Origin of the sequence: Flavobacterium chryseum (assembly GCF_004362015.1) — a bacterium.
Taxonomy (GTDB): Bacteria; Bacteroidota; Bacteroidia; order Flavobacteriales; family Flavobacteriaceae; genus Flavobacterium.
On record NZ_SNWW01000008.1, the window covers coordinates 83,994 to 99,271 of the forward strand.

Consider the following 15,278-nt stretch of genomic DNA (forward strand, 5'->3'; position numbering starts at 1 on the left):
AATCTCAGTACCTCAGCAACTTAGAACCTCTAAAAAAACCTATCTTGTAAAAACCAAATGATTTCCCTTAGAAAGATTTGCATCAAAATGATATCCATCATAATTGAAACCTTTCAAATCATCAATAGTTTTTGCATTGGTATCGATTATATAACGTACCATCATACCTCTCGCCTTTTTCGCGAAGAAACTGATCATTTTTAATTTTCCATCTTTATAATCTTTAAAGTCCGGAGTAATAATTGGAACTTTTAAGGCTTTTACATCTACTGCAGAAAAATATTCATTACTCGCTAAATTCAGGAATAATTCTCCTTTTTTTAATTCTTTATTTAAAGCTTTAGTAACTGTTGGTTTCCAGAATTCATGCAGATTTTTATATTCTCCAACAGGCAATTTAGTTCCCATTTCTAAGCGATATGCCTGCATTAAATCTAGTGGTTTTAATACGCCGTAAAGTCCCGATAAAATTCGGAGTTTACTTTGCAAGGCGTCTAATTTTTCTAACGGAATGGTATAGGCATCTAAACCAGTATACACATCACCATCAAAAGTATAAATAGCCGGGCGCGCATTTTCCGGAGAAAAAGGTGTTTTCCATTTTTGATTACGTTCCCAGTTTAAATCAGATAATTTATCTGAAATCGACATTAATTCTGATAATTCAGAAGGCTTTTTTGGTTTTAAAACTTTGTGAACCTGACGCGCTTCTTTTAAAAATGAAGGTTCAGTATATTGAGTAGTTGGTAATTCTTTATCGAAATTCAATGACTTCGCCGGTGATATAACAATTTTCATTTGTGCTTTTTTCTATGATTCAAAAATACAAATTGAATTCTTAAAAATATATTATTACAATTGATTTGTTTGATAGAGATATAAATGATTTTTTTGCCACGAATTCCACTAATTTTCACGAATTGAATTGTAGGCAGTTGAGAAAAATTAGTGAAAATTAGTGGAATTTGTGGCAACCTTTTTCTCTTTTAATAAAACTAACAACTAAAACTATGAATTTGTTTAAAAAAGTGTGTTCGAGATTATAAAAGGCATTTTCTATGTTGTAAATTTGCACACGTTTCATTTTCTCCAAAAATAGAAATACATTATAAAAATTAGTGAATTCGTGGCTATACAAACAAACTATAAAACAGCTTTACAACATAAAATCTTCGGAATTATTTCGAAAGCTTCTCAGGAATTAAACGTCGACAGTTATGTTATTGGCGGTTTTGTTCGGGATTTGCTTTTAAACCGAGGTTCTAAAAAAGACATTGATGTTGTTGCTGTTGGCAGCGGTATTGAATTAGCGCTTAAAGTTTCTGAATTACTTCCAAAAAAACCAAAAGTTCAGGTTTTTAAAACGTACGGTACCGCAATGCTTCATTTTGATGGCACTGATATTGAATTTGTAGGTGCCCGAAAAGAATCTTATAATTTTGAAAGCAGAAATCCAATTGTTGAAAACGGAACGCTGGAAGATGATCAGAATCGTCGTGATTTTACCATCAATGCTTTGGCTTTATCTTTAAACGAAAAAACATTTGGAGATCTTTCTGATCCTTTCAACGGATTGGCTGATTTAGAAAATAAAACAATCAAAACACCTTTAGATCCAAGTATTACTTATTCTGACGATCCTTTGCGAATGCTTCGTGCGATTCGTTTTGCCAATCAGTTAGGTTTTGAAATTGAGAAAAACTCTCTTGACGCGATTACTAAAAATGTAGAGAGAATCAATATCATTTCTGGAGAACGAATTGTTGATGAATTAAATAAGATTCTATCCACAGATAAACCTTCTATCGGATTTTTACTTTTATATCAAACCGGACTTTTAGATATTATTTTACCTGAATTAACGGCTTTGAATCAGGTGGAAGAAATTGAAGGTCACACACATAAAAATAACTTTTACCACACTTTAGAAGTTGTAGATAATATTTGCCCAAACACAGATGATGTTTGGTTGCGTTGGTCGGCCTTATTGCATGATATTGGAAAAGCGCCAACAAAACGTTTCAATAAAAAACAAGGCTGGACTTTTCACGGACATGAATTTTTGGGCGGAAAAATGGCTAAGAAAATATTCGAACGCCTGCACATGCCTTTGAATCACAAAATGAAATTTGTGCAAAAAATGGTTATTATGAGTTCTCGCCCAATTGTTTTGGCTCAGGATATTGTAACCGACAGTGCAGTTCGCCGTTTGGTTTTTGATGCCGGAGAAGATGTTGAGGATTTAATGACGTTGTGCGAAGCTGATATTACAACCAAAAACCCTTCGAAATTTAAAAAGTACCATAAAAACTTCGAAATTGTCCGCAAGAAAATTGTAGAAGTGGAAGAACGCGATCATGTTCGTAATTTTCAACCGCCAATTTCGGGAGAAGAAATTATGGAAATGTTTGATTTAAAACCTTCACGCGAAATTGGGGTTTTGAAAGAAGCTGTAAAAGAAGCCATTTTAGAAGGCGATATTCCGAATGAGTATCAGGCTGCTTACGATTTTATAATCAAAAGAGCAGAAAAATTAGGCTTAAAAAAAGTATAAGAAATAAGTATTTATAAAATGAAAAAAGAGAATAAATCAGTAATTATTTGGTTATTGTCAGGTTGTGTTTTATTATTTTTAATGGTTGTCGTGGGAGGAATTACCCGATTAACCAATTCAGGTTTATCAATGACGGATTGGCATTTGGTAACCGATACTTTTCCGCCTTTGACGGATGCTAAATGGAATGAAGCTTTTGAGCAATACAAGAAATTTCCTGAATATCAAAAAATCAATATTCATAATGATTTTCAATTAGCGGACTATAAATTCATTTATTTCTGGGAATGGTTTCACCGTTTTATCGGAAGAATTATAGGACTGGTTTTCTTTGTTCCTTTTGTTTATTTCTTAGTTAGAAAAAAACTGGATCGCGAAACAATCAAAAAATGTATCGTTCTTTTGGCGATGGGTGCTTTTCAAGGCTTTTTAGGTTGGTTTATGGTTTGCAGCGGACTAATTGACAATCCGGATGTTAGCCATTTCAGACTTTCATTACACCTTACTTTCGCTTTTATCACTTTTGCTTACACTTTATGGGTGGCGCTGGATTTGATTTATCCTGAGCGCAATATTTATAAAACAATTCAACTTCGAAATATTGCCCAATTTGCTTTGGTTGCTTTATTAATTCAGATTATTTATGGTGGTTTTGTAGCCGGATTAAATGCAGGATTAATTCACAATCACTGGCCTTTAATGAGCGACGGACAATTTATACACGATTCGGTTTTTATTGAACAATCGACTTTGGTTAAAAACTTAATTGAAGGTAAAAGCGGTGTTCAGTTTGTACACAGAACTTTTGCTTATGTTGTGGTTGCTTTTATTTTGTTTTTATATTACAAAAGCACGAAATTTTCGCTTTCGACGACTCAAAATAACGGAATCAAAACTTTAGTGGTTTTTGTTTTTATTCAATTTTTACTTGGGGTATTTACATTGTTATACAGTGTACCGTTGGCTTTAGGATTAATTCACCAAATTATGGCGTTTTTCCTTTTGAGCGCTATGACATTTACGTTGCATCGATTGACTAAATAATACAAATTTTGAAACATAAAAAAAATCCTTCAACTGAAGGATTTTTTTTATGTTTATCTATTTCAAATTCTATGAGTTAAACCGGATTAATCCCGAAGCCTCGGGATGGCCCTACAAAATAGATCGAGCCGATGGCTCTTTAATTTTGGATTGAATTCCGTAGGAATGGTTTATATTGTAAAGCTGTCCCGAGGCTTCGGGATAATCCGGTTTTTATCCAAGCCAGGTTTTAAAATCCTGCACTTTTTCGCGGCTTACAATTACCTCATCTTCTTTGTAAGTTGGTAAAATTACTTTTAAACGAGAATTGGTATAAACCTGAATTTCTTTAATGGCCTGAAGCGGAACTATGAATTTTCTGCTTACGCGGAAGAAATCTTTCATATCTAATTCCTGCTCTAAAATTTCTAAAGTCGAATCGATTAAATAATTCCGATTGTCGAATGTATGAATGTAAGTTCCTTTATTTTCACTAAAAAAACATTCGATTTCATCTGTTGTAATTACTTTTAGATGCTGACCAATTTTAACGGTAAATCGTTTTTTATAATTCTTTTCAAAAGGATTGGATAGCATTTTTCTGATTTGCTCAAAGTCTAGTTGAAGATTTTGATTCTCTGAAGCTACTTTCGGCAAACGTGTTTTAAATTTGGCAACCGCAATGTCTAAATCATCTTCGTCAATAGGTTTTAAAAGATAATCTATACTATTGAGTTTAAAAGCTTTTAAAGCATATTCATCATAAGCTGTGGTAAAAATAATCGCACTTTTAATGTCTATTTTTTCAAAAATTTCAAACGATAAACCATCGGACAACTGAATATCCAGAAAAATCAAGTCGGGATGTTTATTATTAGTAAACCAATGAATTGATTCTTCTACTGAATGTAACATTGTAGATACCGCAATGTCTAATTTTTCAAGTTTACGCTGCAACAATCTCGCTGCCGGTTTTTCGTCTTCTATTATTAATGTTGTCATTTAGTACAATACAAAAATTGAAAATTTAGTCTAAATTTACTCCCATTTATTTTTATTCTGAGCATCTCTATCCATATATTTTTGGATTTTCTTTTGCTCCCAATCTCTGCTAAAAAAAACATCTGGTCCAAATACGGTAAATGCGTGAATTAATACTGCTATTCCCCAATATAGTGCTGTTGAATAAGTACGCCAATCAAATAGCCCGCTTTCATGAATGCTATGACCAAAGTAATCGCTATTTAAACTAGAAACCACAATAATTATGTTTACAATTATATAAATTTTTAAATGGGAATAAAACCCTTTAATTTTTTTTACTTTTTTGTAAGCTTCATTATAACTTTCGTCTGTACTAAATTCATACGCATAATTTTCATACATGCGTCTTCTAAATCGTCCCATTTTATTTTTTAAATTAAATTATTGCCATTTGTTTTTATTCTCTTTTTCTTTTTCCATGAATTCCCGAATTTTTCGTTCTTCCCAGCCTTTTCCTAAAACCGGAAACACTTCAAAAACCTTCAATCCGTGAAAAAGAACTCCAAATCCCCACCATATTAGAGGCCAGTAAAACCATAACTGATCTGGCGTGGTATATAAATTAATAAAAATCAGAATAATATTTACACCTATAAAAGCTGTAAGATTTCCATAAAATCCTTTTATACTTTCTACTTTCTTTTTTGCAAGATAGTATTTGTCTTCTTCGCTATAATTAATTTCCATGATTACTCCCATTTTTGCGTTTTTTGTTTTCTCTCTAAAAGACTCTTCAGTTTGCGTTCCTCCCACTCTTCTCCAAAAATTTTAAAGGAAACAAATAAATCAATCGCAGAAAATAAAAACACTGATGTCCAGATTACCATTACGACGTAGTTGAGATATTTGAATGGAAAGAAATTTAGTGGAACTCCATAATATTGTTTTAAAACAAAAACAATTAATCCTGCGATGTAAATTAAGGCATGAATGTAAAATGATTTAAGCTTAACTATTTTTTTGCTGGCTATTTTTTGAAGTTCAAAAGTTTCCCGATCATTATTACAATTTGTTTTCATGATTATTTCCAGGTTTTTTGTTTGTTGTCTTTCTCCAGAATTTCTCTGATTTTTCGTTCTTCCCAGTCAGAGCTGTAACCAAAAACTTTAAAGGCATGCATTACGATTCCGAATCCCCAGCCTAAAGCCGAAAACCAAAACCATTGAAATCCAGGTGAATACCTCAAATTTATAAAAATTAAAAAAGGAATTACACAACAATATGAAATTAAATTTCCGTAAAAACCTTTTAGTTCTTCTACTCTTTTTTTGGCTCTTAGATAAGCTTTACCCTCGTCGTTATAATCTGCATTAGTTTCCATAACTGTAATTTGTTTGGTTAAAATTGGAATTTTAACGGTAAAATTTTCTTCATTTTGTTCGATCAAAACTTTTCTGTTCGTTATAATTCCATATCGACTTACGATGTTTTGCAATCCAACTCCCTGCCTGTCTTGTAAAACTTCTTTCTTTTGAAAATCATTTTGAATGGCCAGATAATCTCCATCAACAAAAATTCTGATATGCAACGGTTTTTGTTCACTTACTACATTATGTTTCACTGTATTTTCGAGTAAAAGCTGTAACGACAAAGGCACCACTTTTGCATCCGGATTTATGTCTGTTGTAGGTAATTCGTAAAACAAACTGTTCTCAAAACGCATTTTCAATAAATTCATATACGTTTTTGCAAACGACAATTCATCTTCAACAGAAACCAACTCTTTATCTTTTTGCTCTAAAACGTAGCGGTAAATTTTAGACAAAGAAGTGGTAAAACGCTGTGCATTATCCGGATTTTCTTCAATCAATGAACTTAATACATTTAGACTATTAAAGAGAAAATGTGGATCGATTTGATTTTTTAAACTTTCGAATTTTGCACTTGCCGTTCCTGCAATAATCTTTTGCTGCGTAATTTCAAATTTCGAAGCCTGCTTCCATTTTACCATAAAACTTCTGGCCTGCATGAAAGTCGAAACTCCTAAAGAAAGAATGATATAAAACAGATGAACCCAGAGCATTCTTTCTCCAAAAAAGTCTTTTAATGTCATGTCTTGCAGGACCATAAAAATATAGTAGTTTATTCCTACCACCACGGGAACCGTGTACAAAACAGTTACCATGATTCCGTAATAAACCCTCAGATTTGTCTGCTCCAGCCAATCCCATTTTCGATCTAAAAAAACGTTGATAAATGCGTTACCAAAGCCCAATCCGAAAGAGTACAGACAGCTAATAAAAAAAGTAATAAGAACGTTTCGAACATTTAAATCTTCTCCTAAACAAACTATGAATATTACTGTAAAGACCATAGAAATTTTGAAAGAAACAATTGTTCCGCTTTTAAAATCTCTGTAGGATACATTTTTATGGTCTTTCATTTTATAAGGTAACTTAAATTAAATTGTATTTTTATTTACATGTTTTTTGAGTTTCTAAAGCTCTGTCTAATCCCCATTTTGGAGAAAAAGGCGTTTCTGGTTTAAAAGTAGCAAAAAGTTCAATCGCTTTATTCACCTGAACACATAGTGGTTTTGTATCAACTCCAGTCCATTTTGCACCTCCTAATTGGTAATCAGCTTCTCCAAAAACAATTCTTGGATTATTTGGGTCTATTGCTTTTCCTTTTGCGTAAGCTTCCATCACTTTAGAAGAATATTTCATTCCGTTTGTCATAGGATCTGCAACTACCCAAGCCGTATAAATTAATGCCTGCATGGCGTATAACTCGGCATTATTTTGATCTTTAATCAATTCGATATCCAATGCATCTTGTGCTTTTGTCAATAATAAATCGATTTTAGTTTTATCTTTTTCAGTAAATGCAGATGTAGTGTTTACCATCGCCACATAATAGTTTGGTAAGTAACTTGTTTTTTCTGCTGCTGCAATTCTTTCGAACATTGCCGAAGCTTCAGTGTTTTTTCCTTCTTTCCAAAGTCCGAAAGCTTTTCCCATTCCTTGTTCAAATTGTGTTTGTGCAGAGCTTATTACTACTACAAGTAATGCGGCCAAAGTGATGATTTTTTTCATTTTATAAGTAATTTTAATGGTTATATTAATTTGTTGGTTCCTATTTATAGTACAATTTCAATTTTTGAATCTTTATCAATAACAAACTTAGCATCTTTATAGGCAGGAGGCCCCATAAATCCTTTTGCATTGTTTGAAGCTGCATAATCTTCAGAAGGTATTCCCATCATATTTTTATCAAGTTTTCCGTTATTGTTTTCATCATGATAGGTTGAAATTGCATATTCTCCTGCAGGAAGATTGGTGAAAATTACAACTGCTTCGTTATTTTTAATTTCAGAAGAAAGGCTTTTGTAAATTGTTTTAAGAAATGTACCTTCTGAATTGTACAAACCTACTTTAACAATTCCTGTATTATTTTTTAAACCCGAAACAGAAACGGTTAGTTTTACATTTTGAGCAGACATTATACTGCAGATAAAAAACATTGTAATTGTAATAATTTTGGTCATGATTTCTTTTTTAAAGGTTCTGAGGTGCTAAGGTTTTGAGGTGCTAAGGTTTTTTTGATGATTAAAACTCTTTTTTTAAGGTTCAAAGGTTCAGAGCTACAAAGTGACAAAGGTTTGATTTTCTTATTATTAATATTCATAAAACTTTGAACCTTTGTTACTTTGCTTCTTTGTTCCTTTCAATTTATACTTCAAAAGTATATCGGATTTTACTTTTTTAAAATTAAATAATACTCAGTTGTTGATTTTTGCTACTGAATTGTTTTTTTTTAAGGAACAGAGGTTCAGAGGGACAAAGGTTCAAAGTTTTTTTAGATTTTTTAAATCTCAAGAGGTTAAAACCTTTGTCCCTCTGAACCTTTGCAACTTTGAACCTATTTATAAATTCTTCAACTGATTATCATTTTTATTCTTACTAATCGTCCAGAAGAAACCTACGAAAAAGAATCTGTCTGCGGTTGGAGTCACGGCTTGTCTGTTGTAAACTCCGTTGGCATCTGGTATTTTGGCGTAATCGTATCCAAAAACGTTTTGGCTTCCTAATAAATTTGAAACTGAGAAATACAAGATTTTTTGTGTTGTTAATAAATACGCCCAGTTAAAACTCAAACTATTATATGATTTTGTTTTTCCGTTCATGAATTGCGATTGATTCGGATCGTTATAAGGTCTTCCTGTGCTGAAACTATTTGTAAAACCAATTTGCGATTTCCAGTCTGTAATAAAATATTTTGTTACAATTGATAGATTATGATTGGCTACAAAACTTGGCGTTGCCATTGTTGGAAAATTCTTGTATTGTCTTTCTGAATCAATATACGAATATGAAATCCAATATTCTAAATTTTTGTACAAATTGCTGTCTCTCCAAAATATATCTAAACCTTTTGCATATCCTGAACCATTATTATTGAAAACTGAGTTGTATTGAATATCTCTCGTATCATACTGAACCAAATTGCTGTAATCTTTATAATAAGCTTCGGCTCTAAAAGTCTGGCTTGGTTTTGAAAATTGATAGTTTAAGATGTAATGCTGTGCTTTTTCACTTTCAAATTGATGGTATTTTGAATATTTAATATAATCAACCACCGGAGCCTGACTGAAATCTCCGTAAGCGAAAGAAAACTGACTTGTTTTGGAAAACTTATATGCGATTGAAGCTCTTGGTGCAATATTGGTTTCATTTAATAAACTATTGTTTGAAAGTCTCACACCTACTTTTGCAGCCAGCTTTTTTGAGAACAAAATATCTCCTTCTGTATAAAAAGCGGCAATGTTTGAATCGTAACCATTGGCAACATTTATTGCAATATTATCGTTGAAGTTTTCATTGAATTTGGTAATAAAATAATCAGCTCCAAAAGACAATTTAAAATAATTAGAAATGTTTTTTCTCAATTTCAATTTCAGCTGCGCGGCATTTTCGTCAGTCGCAACATCATTAATGTCATATTTAATTTTGTTTTTACTGTAACCGTAACTAATTCCTGAAGTAAGTTGCCAACCCGTTCCAAAATCGCCTTTGTAAGAGGCATTCATGTAAAAATTATTGTTGTTTAAGTCTGTTCTTACGGGATCAACGAAATTTACATTCTTTTGATTTAAATCGAATTTCTCCGAGTCGAAAGCAGCATAGAATTTAAAAATTCCTCTTTCAAAATGGTATCTGTAAACCGCTTCTCCACCCAAAGACTGATAAGGACTATTCCAATCTACATTTTGAGGAATTACAGCCTGATAAGGTGCCAGATTAATATAATTAGTGTTAATACTGAACGAACTTTTTTTCCATTTTTGCGTATTTCCAACACCTAAACCAACCGTCATCAATGCAATATCTGTTTTATTTTGGTCCGGTTCATCTTGTGTATTCAACAATAATACACTTGATAAAGCTTCTCCATATTCTGCAGAATATCCACCGGTAGAAAAAGCAATTCCGCTAAACAAAAAAGGTGAAAATCGGCTTCGTGTTGGTAAATTGTTTGTTGATGCACCGTACGGTTGCGCTACGCGAAGTCCGTCAACAAAAGTTTGTGTTTCGCTCGCTTCTCCTCCACGAACAAACAAACGTCCGTCTTCACCAACCGTTTGCGTTCCAGGCAAAGTCTGCAAAGCGGCAATAATATTTCCTGCAGAACCTGCTGTAGTAACAATATCTAAAGGTTTTAAAACAGAAACTCTTGCTTTATCTCCAGATTCTAATGTACCCGCAGTAATGACAACAGCATCAAGTGCATTTACATTTTCTCTCATTTTTACGGTTTGATCTTTAAAATTCGTAACATCAATTTCTTTTCTGTAAGTGTCATAAATTAAAAAACTAACTACTAAAAATTGATTTCCCGTAGCGCTAGTTTCAAACGAAAATTCGCCTGTTTCAGAACTGTTTGTTCCGTCGTAAGTTCCATCAATATAAATATTTGCCCCCGGAACTGGTTTTCCTTTTTCATCAACTACTTTTCCTGAAATGGTGTTTTGAGCAAAAAAGATTGTTGTTAAAAATAAAAAGCTAATTGTAAAAAGTAATTTGGTTGTCATACCTGTTGATTTTATTTGGTTTTGGTCATGAATGTTATCGCTTTTGGTTTGCTTTCGCAGATTTTTAGTTGGCGATTTCATGATGTTTGATTTTGATGAGGCAAATGTATTTTAACAATCGAAGTTAAAAAATATTTAATAACTCAATTGTAGAATTTTGAGGATGAGTTGTAAATTACTTATTTGTATCTTAGCTTTTTGTTTTTTAAAAATATTAATTATGTCAGAAAGTAAAAGAGTTTCAAATTTATATCAATCCATTTATAATGGAAATCCGTGGCTTGAGGTAACCTTAGCAGATACTTTAAAAGATCTTACCGCAGCGCAGGCAATCAAAAAAGTAAATCCAAATTTAAATACGATTTGGGAAATTGTCAATCATCTCATACAATGGAGAAGAAATATTTTAAGACGTGTTCAGGGTGAAATAATCACTACTCCTGATCATAATTATTTTGTACCAATTTTAGATTCGTCTGAACCAGCTTGGGAACAATCGCTGCAAAGTCTCGCAAAATCTCAGGAATTATGGAGCACTTTTTTGAGCGATTTTGATGATGCCGGTTTTGATAAAATAGACCCTAATAACAATCATAATTTTTATGAAGATATTCACGGAATTATTCAGCATGACGTTTACCATTTAGGACAAATTGTTATTTTGAAGAAATTACTTTAGTATCGTTATGACTGAAAAAGAAAAAATGATTTCGGGAGAATATTACAATGCAATAGATCCGGTTTTAGTAAAAGAACGCCGAAAAGCTAAAAATTTACTCCATAGATTGAATATAATCGAATATCGTTTGACTAAAAAAGCTAAAGAAATTATAGCCGAATTAATTCCGAATACTGGTACCGGTTTCTATATAGAGCCTCCATTTCATTGCGATTATGGTTATAATATTTCTTGCGGCGACAATGTTTATTTTAATGTCAATTGTGTTGTTTTAGATTGTGCTCCGGTAAATATTGGATCGAATGTTTTTTTCGCACCGAATGTTCAAATTTATACGGCAACGCATCCGCTTGATGCTGAATTACGAAAATCTTTAGAAAATGCTTTACCTATTTCTATTGGCGACGATTGCTGGATTGGCGGAAATTCTGTTATTTGTCCTGGTGTAACGATCGGAAAAGGATCTGTTATTGGCGCAGGATCTGTGGTAACAAAAGATATTCCGGACAATTCATTAGCCGTTGGAAATCCGGCAAAAGTAATTCGAAAATTAAATCAGGAACCTGAATCAAATACATAATGCTTACCTTAAATAAAGTTCACCATATTGCCATTTTATGTTCTGATTATCAAAAATCAAAAAATTTTTACACTGAAGTTTTAGGTTTAACAATTATCAGAGAAATTTACCGTGAAGAACGTCAGTCGTACAAACTCGATTTAGCTTTAAATGGAATTTATGTAATTGAATTATTCTCATTTCCAGATCCGCCAAAACGCCCTTCAAGACCTGAAGCCGTTGGATTACGTCATTTGGCATTTGAAGTCATTAATTTAGAAGAAACAATTGCTTTTTTAAATACAAAAAACATCGAATCTGAACCCATCAGAATTGATGAAACAACCGCAAAGCGTTTTACTTTTATTGCTGATCCTGATGAATTACCTATTGAGTTTTATGAGCGATAATTAAAGTTTTTTCTCATTTTTGTCATTTCGACGAAGGAGAAATCACACTCGTGAATCGACACAGATTGACACCTTATTTGCGGAGTTTCTAGTGTGATTTCTCCTTCGTCGAAATGACACGCTACACCAAAATCATTAATTTTAGCACTGAAAGAATTTTCCTGTCTTTATTGATTTTAACACATTATATTGAATTTTTACTATTTAAAACCAATTGTGATTCCTAATTTTGTAATCCGCATAAAATAAAATGCGAATTCAAATATACATCTGATGAACAAAACGGCGCAAATCAAAAAAAATCATCAATTTATTAAGTTCAGAAAATTAGTTGTTGTTTCTATTTTAATTGGCTTCTTATCTGCCTTTTTGGGAATTTCACTTAAAAAAATTACCGAATATTACGAGGAAATCTTCTTTCACCAAGTTTCGGTAAATCCTCTTTTTTACATTATTTTTCCGGTTTTCGGATTATCAGTAATTTATTTCCTTAGACAATATCTCTTTAAGAAAAAAGAAAACAAAGGCATTAAAGAAGTTTTTGAAAGTACAAAATCACCATCAAAAAATCTTCCTTCATATAAAATTCCATCACACTTTATAAACGGATTATTAACTGTTATTTTTGGAGGATCAACGGGAATCGAAGTCTCTACCGTTGTTGCCACTGCTACAATTGGTTCTGTAGCGCAACAAAAAGAAAATGTTTTTCGCCAATATAAAACAGAACTAATTTGTGCCGGAGTCGCGGCTGGAGTTACGGCGTTGTTCAGCAGCCCGATTGCGGGAATATTATTCGCGCTTGAAGTTATTTCACGTAAAGTTACCCGTGCTTTTATCATTTCAAATGTAATTGCCGTTTCAGTTGCTTTTGGATTACTTTCAATTTTAAAAGAAGAACCTTTATTTACAGTTTCAATTACAACCTGGCATTTAAAAGCCATTCCGTATTTTATTCTTTTAGGAATTTTAGCCGCTATAAACTCAGTTTACTTAACGCGTTGTGTATTGTTTTTCAAAGCTCAATTCGGAAAAATCGGAACGCATTATTATAAAATCATTTTAGGATCAACAGTTCTGAGTATTTCTTTATTTATTTTTCCTCAATTATATGGTGAAGGTTATCACGCCATAAAAGGAATTTTTATTAATTCATCCGAACTTCCATTAACCATAACTCTAGCTTTAACTTTTATCGGAATCTTAATTCTAAAACCAATCGTAACTTCTATAACGCTGGCTTCTGGTGGCGATGGTGGGGTTTTTGCTCCGAGTCTTTTTATAGGAGCCTTTTTAGGATTGTTATTAGCTTCATTTTTAAATTCTTTTTTCCATGTAAATGTAATTCCGGTTAATTTCATGATTATCGGAATGGCAGCTGTTTTGAGTGCCAGTATTCACGCACCTTTTACCGCTATATTTCTAGTTTGCGGACTTACAAATGATTATACTTTATTCTTACCCATTTTAGTCGTTTGTCTGATCTCTAAATACACTGCAAAAATGATTTACCCATATACTGTTTATACTTATTCTCCGAGTTTAACAAAATAATACTCTTGCCACAGATTTTAATCTTTTCAATCTGTGGCAAAAAATACCACAAATTATGCCTGTTGAAAAAATAAAAAGAGGATACCGCAAAACACGCTACATTCTTTACAAGGAAACTTTAATTGATTATAAAGAACATTTTTGGTCGTTTATAGGATCTTTTGTCGGAATTGGAATTTTGGCTTACGTTCAGTCGATTCATTTTTCAGGAAATGATGCCGTTTACTTGATTGGTTCTTTTGGCGCTTCGAGTGTTTTGGTTTACGGAATCATTCAAAGTCCGTTCTCACAACCCCGAAATTTAGTTGGCGGACATTTAATCTCTGCTTTTATTGGCGTTACAGTTCATAAATTAGCACCGGATATTATCTGGATTTCGGCACCTTTGGCTGTTTCGCTTTCTATAATTTTAATGCAGATTACCAAAACCTTACATCCGCCCGGCGGTGCCACAGCGCTGATAGCCGTTATTGGTTCAGATAAAATTAAGGCTTTGGGTTACGGATATGTCTTTTCTCCTGTTTTAGTGGGTGTGTTGATTTTGCTTTTAACGGCTTTGGTTTTTAATAATATGACTTCGAGCAGAACTTATCCGACTCATAGTACTTATCATAAACATTATCATAAGCTAAGACAGCGATTGATTAGAAAGTAAGTGTAGCTGTCCTTGCGAGGAACGAAGCAATCTCACTTGCTGAATCTACAAAGTATCTTGTTAGTGTGGTTGCTTCGTTCCTCGCAAGGACACAAAGTGACCCAAAATTTTAACCTCGTTAAAATCTTTTCAACAAATCGTAATTCACAATTCGTATTTCGTTTTTTATATTTTACCTTTGACCTTTCAATAAAAACAAAGATTATGGTTTATAAATTTAGAGTAATTCTAGACGCCGAAGAAGATATTTTTAGAGACATTGCAATTCTTGAAGATGATACGCTTGAAGATTTACACAATGCAATCTTCAACGCTTTTGGTTTTGACGGAATGGAAGTAGCTTCGTTTTATACCTGCGATGAAACTTGGAATCAGGAAGATGAAATTGCTCTTTTTGATACAGGCGATGTTCCTGGTGAACAAAAAACCATGAGCGACTACAAATTATCAGACATCTTAGATGAACAAAATACTAAAATAATCTACGTATATGATTTCATCAATATGTGGACTTTCTTAGTTGAATTGGCCGCTATTGAAGACCAAATTGCCGGAGTTCCTTATCCAGAAACTTTATTCTCTCACGGAGAAATGCCGGACGAAGCCATCGAAAAAAACTTTGAAGCAGATATGCACGACGATATCTACGGAGAATTTGAAGATGATCTTGACGAAGAAGATCTTGATATGTTCGAAGGCGATGACAGCTTTGAAGATTATGGGTTTGAGGAGAATTGGAATTAGTTTCTTTAGGTTCAAAGGCTCAGAG

The 15,278-nt window shown here is 32.9% G+C and carries 17 protein-coding genes; 8 read left to right on the forward strand and 9 right to left on the reverse strand.

Annotated elements, in window-relative coordinates; all coding sequences use genetic code 11:
* Positions 1–39 precede the first annotated feature (39 nt).
* Entirely contained in the window at positions 40–798 is a 759-nt protein-coding gene (gene yaaA, locus EV143_RS15715) for a peroxide stress protein YaaA (RefSeq protein WP_133508896.1), read from the reverse strand.
* A gap of 328 nt (positions 799–1,126) precedes the next feature.
* Between yaaA and EV143_RS15720 the strand changes: the two genes are divergently transcribed.
* Together EV143_RS15720 and EV143_RS15725 are read left to right on the forward strand one after the other, a co-directional pair.
* Positions 1,127–2,554: a CCA tRNA nucleotidyltransferase gene (locus tag EV143_RS15720; protein WP_166638169.1), complete on the forward strand. Its 1,428-nt coding sequence runs from the start codon at positions 1,127–1,129 to the stop codon at positions 2,552–2,554.
* Positions 2,555–2,572: 18 nt separating this feature from the next.
* The gene (locus tag EV143_RS15725; RefSeq protein ID WP_133508897.1) at positions 2,573–3,598 is read left to right on the forward strand and encodes a COX15/CtaA family protein; all 1,026 of its coding nucleotides are present in this window, start codon (positions 2,573–2,575) and stop codon (positions 3,596–3,598) included.
* Between the two features lie 213 nt (positions 3,599–3,811).
* On the opposite strand, the gene EV143_RS15730 is transcribed toward EV143_RS15725, so the two are convergent.
* From EV143_RS15730 to EV143_RS15765, 8 genes are all read right to left on the reverse strand, one after another.
* Complete coding sequence (locus EV143_RS15730) at positions 3,812–4,579, reverse strand: LytR/AlgR family response regulator transcription factor (RefSeq protein WP_133508898.1); 768 nt, start codon at positions 4,577–4,579, stop codon at positions 3,812–3,814.
* A 36-nt stretch (positions 4,580–4,615) separates the two neighbouring features.
* On the reverse strand, positions 4,616–4,984 hold the full coding sequence (locus EV143_RS15735) for a 2TM domain-containing protein (RefSeq protein WP_133508899.1): 369 nt from the start codon (positions 4,982–4,984) through the stop codon (positions 4,616–4,618).
* Positions 4,985–5,002: 18 nt separating this feature from the next.
* Entirely contained in the window at positions 5,003–5,320 is a 318-nt protein-coding gene (locus EV143_RS15740; protein WP_133508900.1) for a 2TM domain-containing protein, read from the reverse strand.
* Entirely contained in the window at positions 5,311–5,640 is a 330-nt protein-coding gene (locus EV143_RS15745; RefSeq protein WP_133508901.1) for a 2TM domain-containing protein, read from the reverse strand. The genes EV143_RS15740 and EV143_RS15745 overlap by 10 nt, the downstream gene beginning before the upstream one ends.
* Positions 5,641–5,642: 2 nt before the next feature.
* A complete protein-coding gene (locus EV143_RS15750) occupies positions 5,643–7,004 on the reverse strand; it encodes a 2TM domain-containing protein (protein WP_133508902.1) in 1,362 nt (453 codons plus the stop codon).
* A 31-nt stretch (positions 7,005–7,035) separates the two neighbouring features.
* On the reverse strand, positions 7,036–7,656 hold the full coding sequence (locus EV143_RS15755; protein ID WP_133508903.1) for a hypothetical protein: 621 nt from the start codon (positions 7,654–7,656) through the stop codon (positions 7,036–7,038).
* Between the two features lie 44 nt (positions 7,657–7,700).
* On the reverse strand, positions 7,701–8,108 hold the full coding sequence (locus EV143_RS15760) for a DUF2141 domain-containing protein (RefSeq protein ID WP_133508904.1): 408 nt from the start codon (positions 8,106–8,108) through the stop codon (positions 7,701–7,703).
* Positions 8,109–8,486: 378 nt separating this feature from the next.
* Positions 8,487–10,652: a TonB-dependent receptor gene (locus tag EV143_RS15765; RefSeq protein ID WP_133509069.1), complete on the reverse strand. Its 2,166-nt coding sequence runs from the start codon at positions 10,650–10,652 to the stop codon at positions 8,487–8,489.
* Between the two features lie 220 nt (positions 10,653–10,872).
* Between EV143_RS15765 and EV143_RS15770 the strand changes: the two genes are divergently transcribed.
* From EV143_RS15770 to EV143_RS15795, 6 genes are all read left to right on the forward strand, one after another.
* Complete coding sequence (locus tag EV143_RS15770; protein ID WP_133508905.1) at positions 10,873–11,331, forward strand: DinB family protein; 459 nt, start codon at positions 10,873–10,875, stop codon at positions 11,329–11,331.
* 7 nt (positions 11,332–11,338) lie between these two features.
* Complete coding sequence (locus tag EV143_RS15775; protein ID WP_133508906.1) at positions 11,339–11,911, forward strand: sugar O-acetyltransferase; 573 nt, start codon at positions 11,339–11,341, stop codon at positions 11,909–11,911.
* Complete coding sequence (gloA2, locus tag EV143_RS15780) at positions 11,911–12,300, forward strand: SMU1112c/YaeR family gloxylase I-like metalloprotein (protein ID WP_133508907.1); 390 nt, start codon at positions 11,911–11,913, stop codon at positions 12,298–12,300. Before EV143_RS15775 ends, gloA2 begins: the two co-directional genes overlap by 1 nt.
* A gap of 273 nt (positions 12,301–12,573) precedes the next feature.
* On the forward strand, positions 12,574–13,854 hold the full coding sequence (locus tag EV143_RS15785; protein WP_133508908.1) for a chloride channel protein: 1,281 nt from the start codon (positions 12,574–12,576) through the stop codon (positions 13,852–13,854).
* A gap of 55 nt (positions 13,855–13,909) precedes the next feature.
* Positions 13,910–14,509: an HPP family protein gene (locus tag EV143_RS15790; RefSeq protein ID WP_133508909.1), complete on the forward strand. Its 600-nt coding sequence runs from the start codon at positions 13,910–13,912 to the stop codon at positions 14,507–14,509.
* A gap of 204 nt (positions 14,510–14,713) precedes the next feature.
* Positions 14,714–15,253 (forward strand): IS1096 element passenger TnpR family protein, encoded by a 540-nt coding sequence (locus tag EV143_RS15795; RefSeq protein ID WP_133508910.1) that lies wholly within the window; start codon positions 14,714–14,716, stop codon positions 15,251–15,253.
* Positions 15,254–15,278 lie beyond the last annotated feature (25 nt).

What these genes read in the sequence shown, in the direction of transcription:
- yaaA (WP_133508896.1), bottom strand. Translation starts at nt 798, where the DNA reads ATGAAAATTGTTATATCACCGGCGAAGTCATTGAATTTCGATAAAGAA.
- EV143_RS15725 (WP_133508897.1), top strand. Translation starts at nt 2,573, where the DNA reads ATGAAAAAAGAGAATAAATCAGTAATTATTTGGTTATTGTCAGGTTGT.
- EV143_RS15730 (WP_133508898.1), bottom strand. Translation starts at nt 4,579, where the DNA reads ATGACAACATTAATAATAGAAGACGAAAAACCGGCAGCGAGATTGTTG.
- EV143_RS15735 (WP_133508899.1), bottom strand. Translation starts at nt 4,984, where the DNA reads ATGGGACGATTTAGAAGACGCATGTATGAAAATTATGCGTATGAATTT.
- EV143_RS15740 (WP_133508900.1), bottom strand. Translation starts at nt 5,320, where the DNA reads ATGGGAGTAATCATGGAAATTAATTATAGCGAAGAAGACAAATACTAT.
- EV143_RS15745 (WP_133508901.1), bottom strand. Translation starts at nt 5,640, where the DNA reads ATGAAAACAAATTGTAATAATGATCGGGAAACTTTTGAACTTCAAAAA.
- EV143_RS15750 (WP_133508902.1), bottom strand. Translation starts at nt 7,004, where the DNA reads ATGAAAGACCATAAAAATGTATCCTACAGAGATTTTAAAAGCGGAACA.
- EV143_RS15755 (WP_133508903.1), bottom strand. Translation starts at nt 7,656, where the DNA reads ATGAAAAAAATCATCACTTTGGCCGCATTACTTGTAGTAGTAATAAGC.
- EV143_RS15760 (WP_133508904.1), bottom strand. Translation starts at nt 8,108, where the DNA reads ATGACCAAAATTATTACAATTACAATGTTTTTTATCTGCAGTATAATG.
- EV143_RS15765 (WP_133509069.1), bottom strand. Translation starts at nt 10,652, where the DNA reads ATGACAACCAAATTACTTTTTACAATTAGCTTTTTATTTTTAACAACA.
- EV143_RS15770 (WP_133508905.1), top strand. Translation starts at nt 10,873, where the DNA reads ATGTCAGAAAGTAAAAGAGTTTCAAATTTATATCAATCCATTTATAAT.
- EV143_RS15775 (WP_133508906.1), top strand. Translation starts at nt 11,339, where the DNA reads ATGACTGAAAAAGAAAAAATGATTTCGGGAGAATATTACAATGCAATA.
- gloA2 (WP_133508907.1), top strand. Translation starts at nt 11,911, where the DNA reads ATGCTTACCTTAAATAAAGTTCACCATATTGCCATTTTATGTTCTGAT.
- EV143_RS15785 (WP_133508908.1), top strand. Translation starts at nt 12,574, where the DNA reads ATGAACAAAACGGCGCAAATCAAAAAAAATCATCAATTTATTAAGTTC.
- EV143_RS15790 (WP_133508909.1), top strand. Translation starts at nt 13,910, where the DNA reads ATGCCTGTTGAAAAAATAAAAAGAGGATACCGCAAAACACGCTACATT.
- EV143_RS15795 (WP_133508910.1), top strand. Translation starts at nt 14,714, where the DNA reads ATGGTTTATAAATTTAGAGTAATTCTAGACGCCGAAGAAGATATTTTT.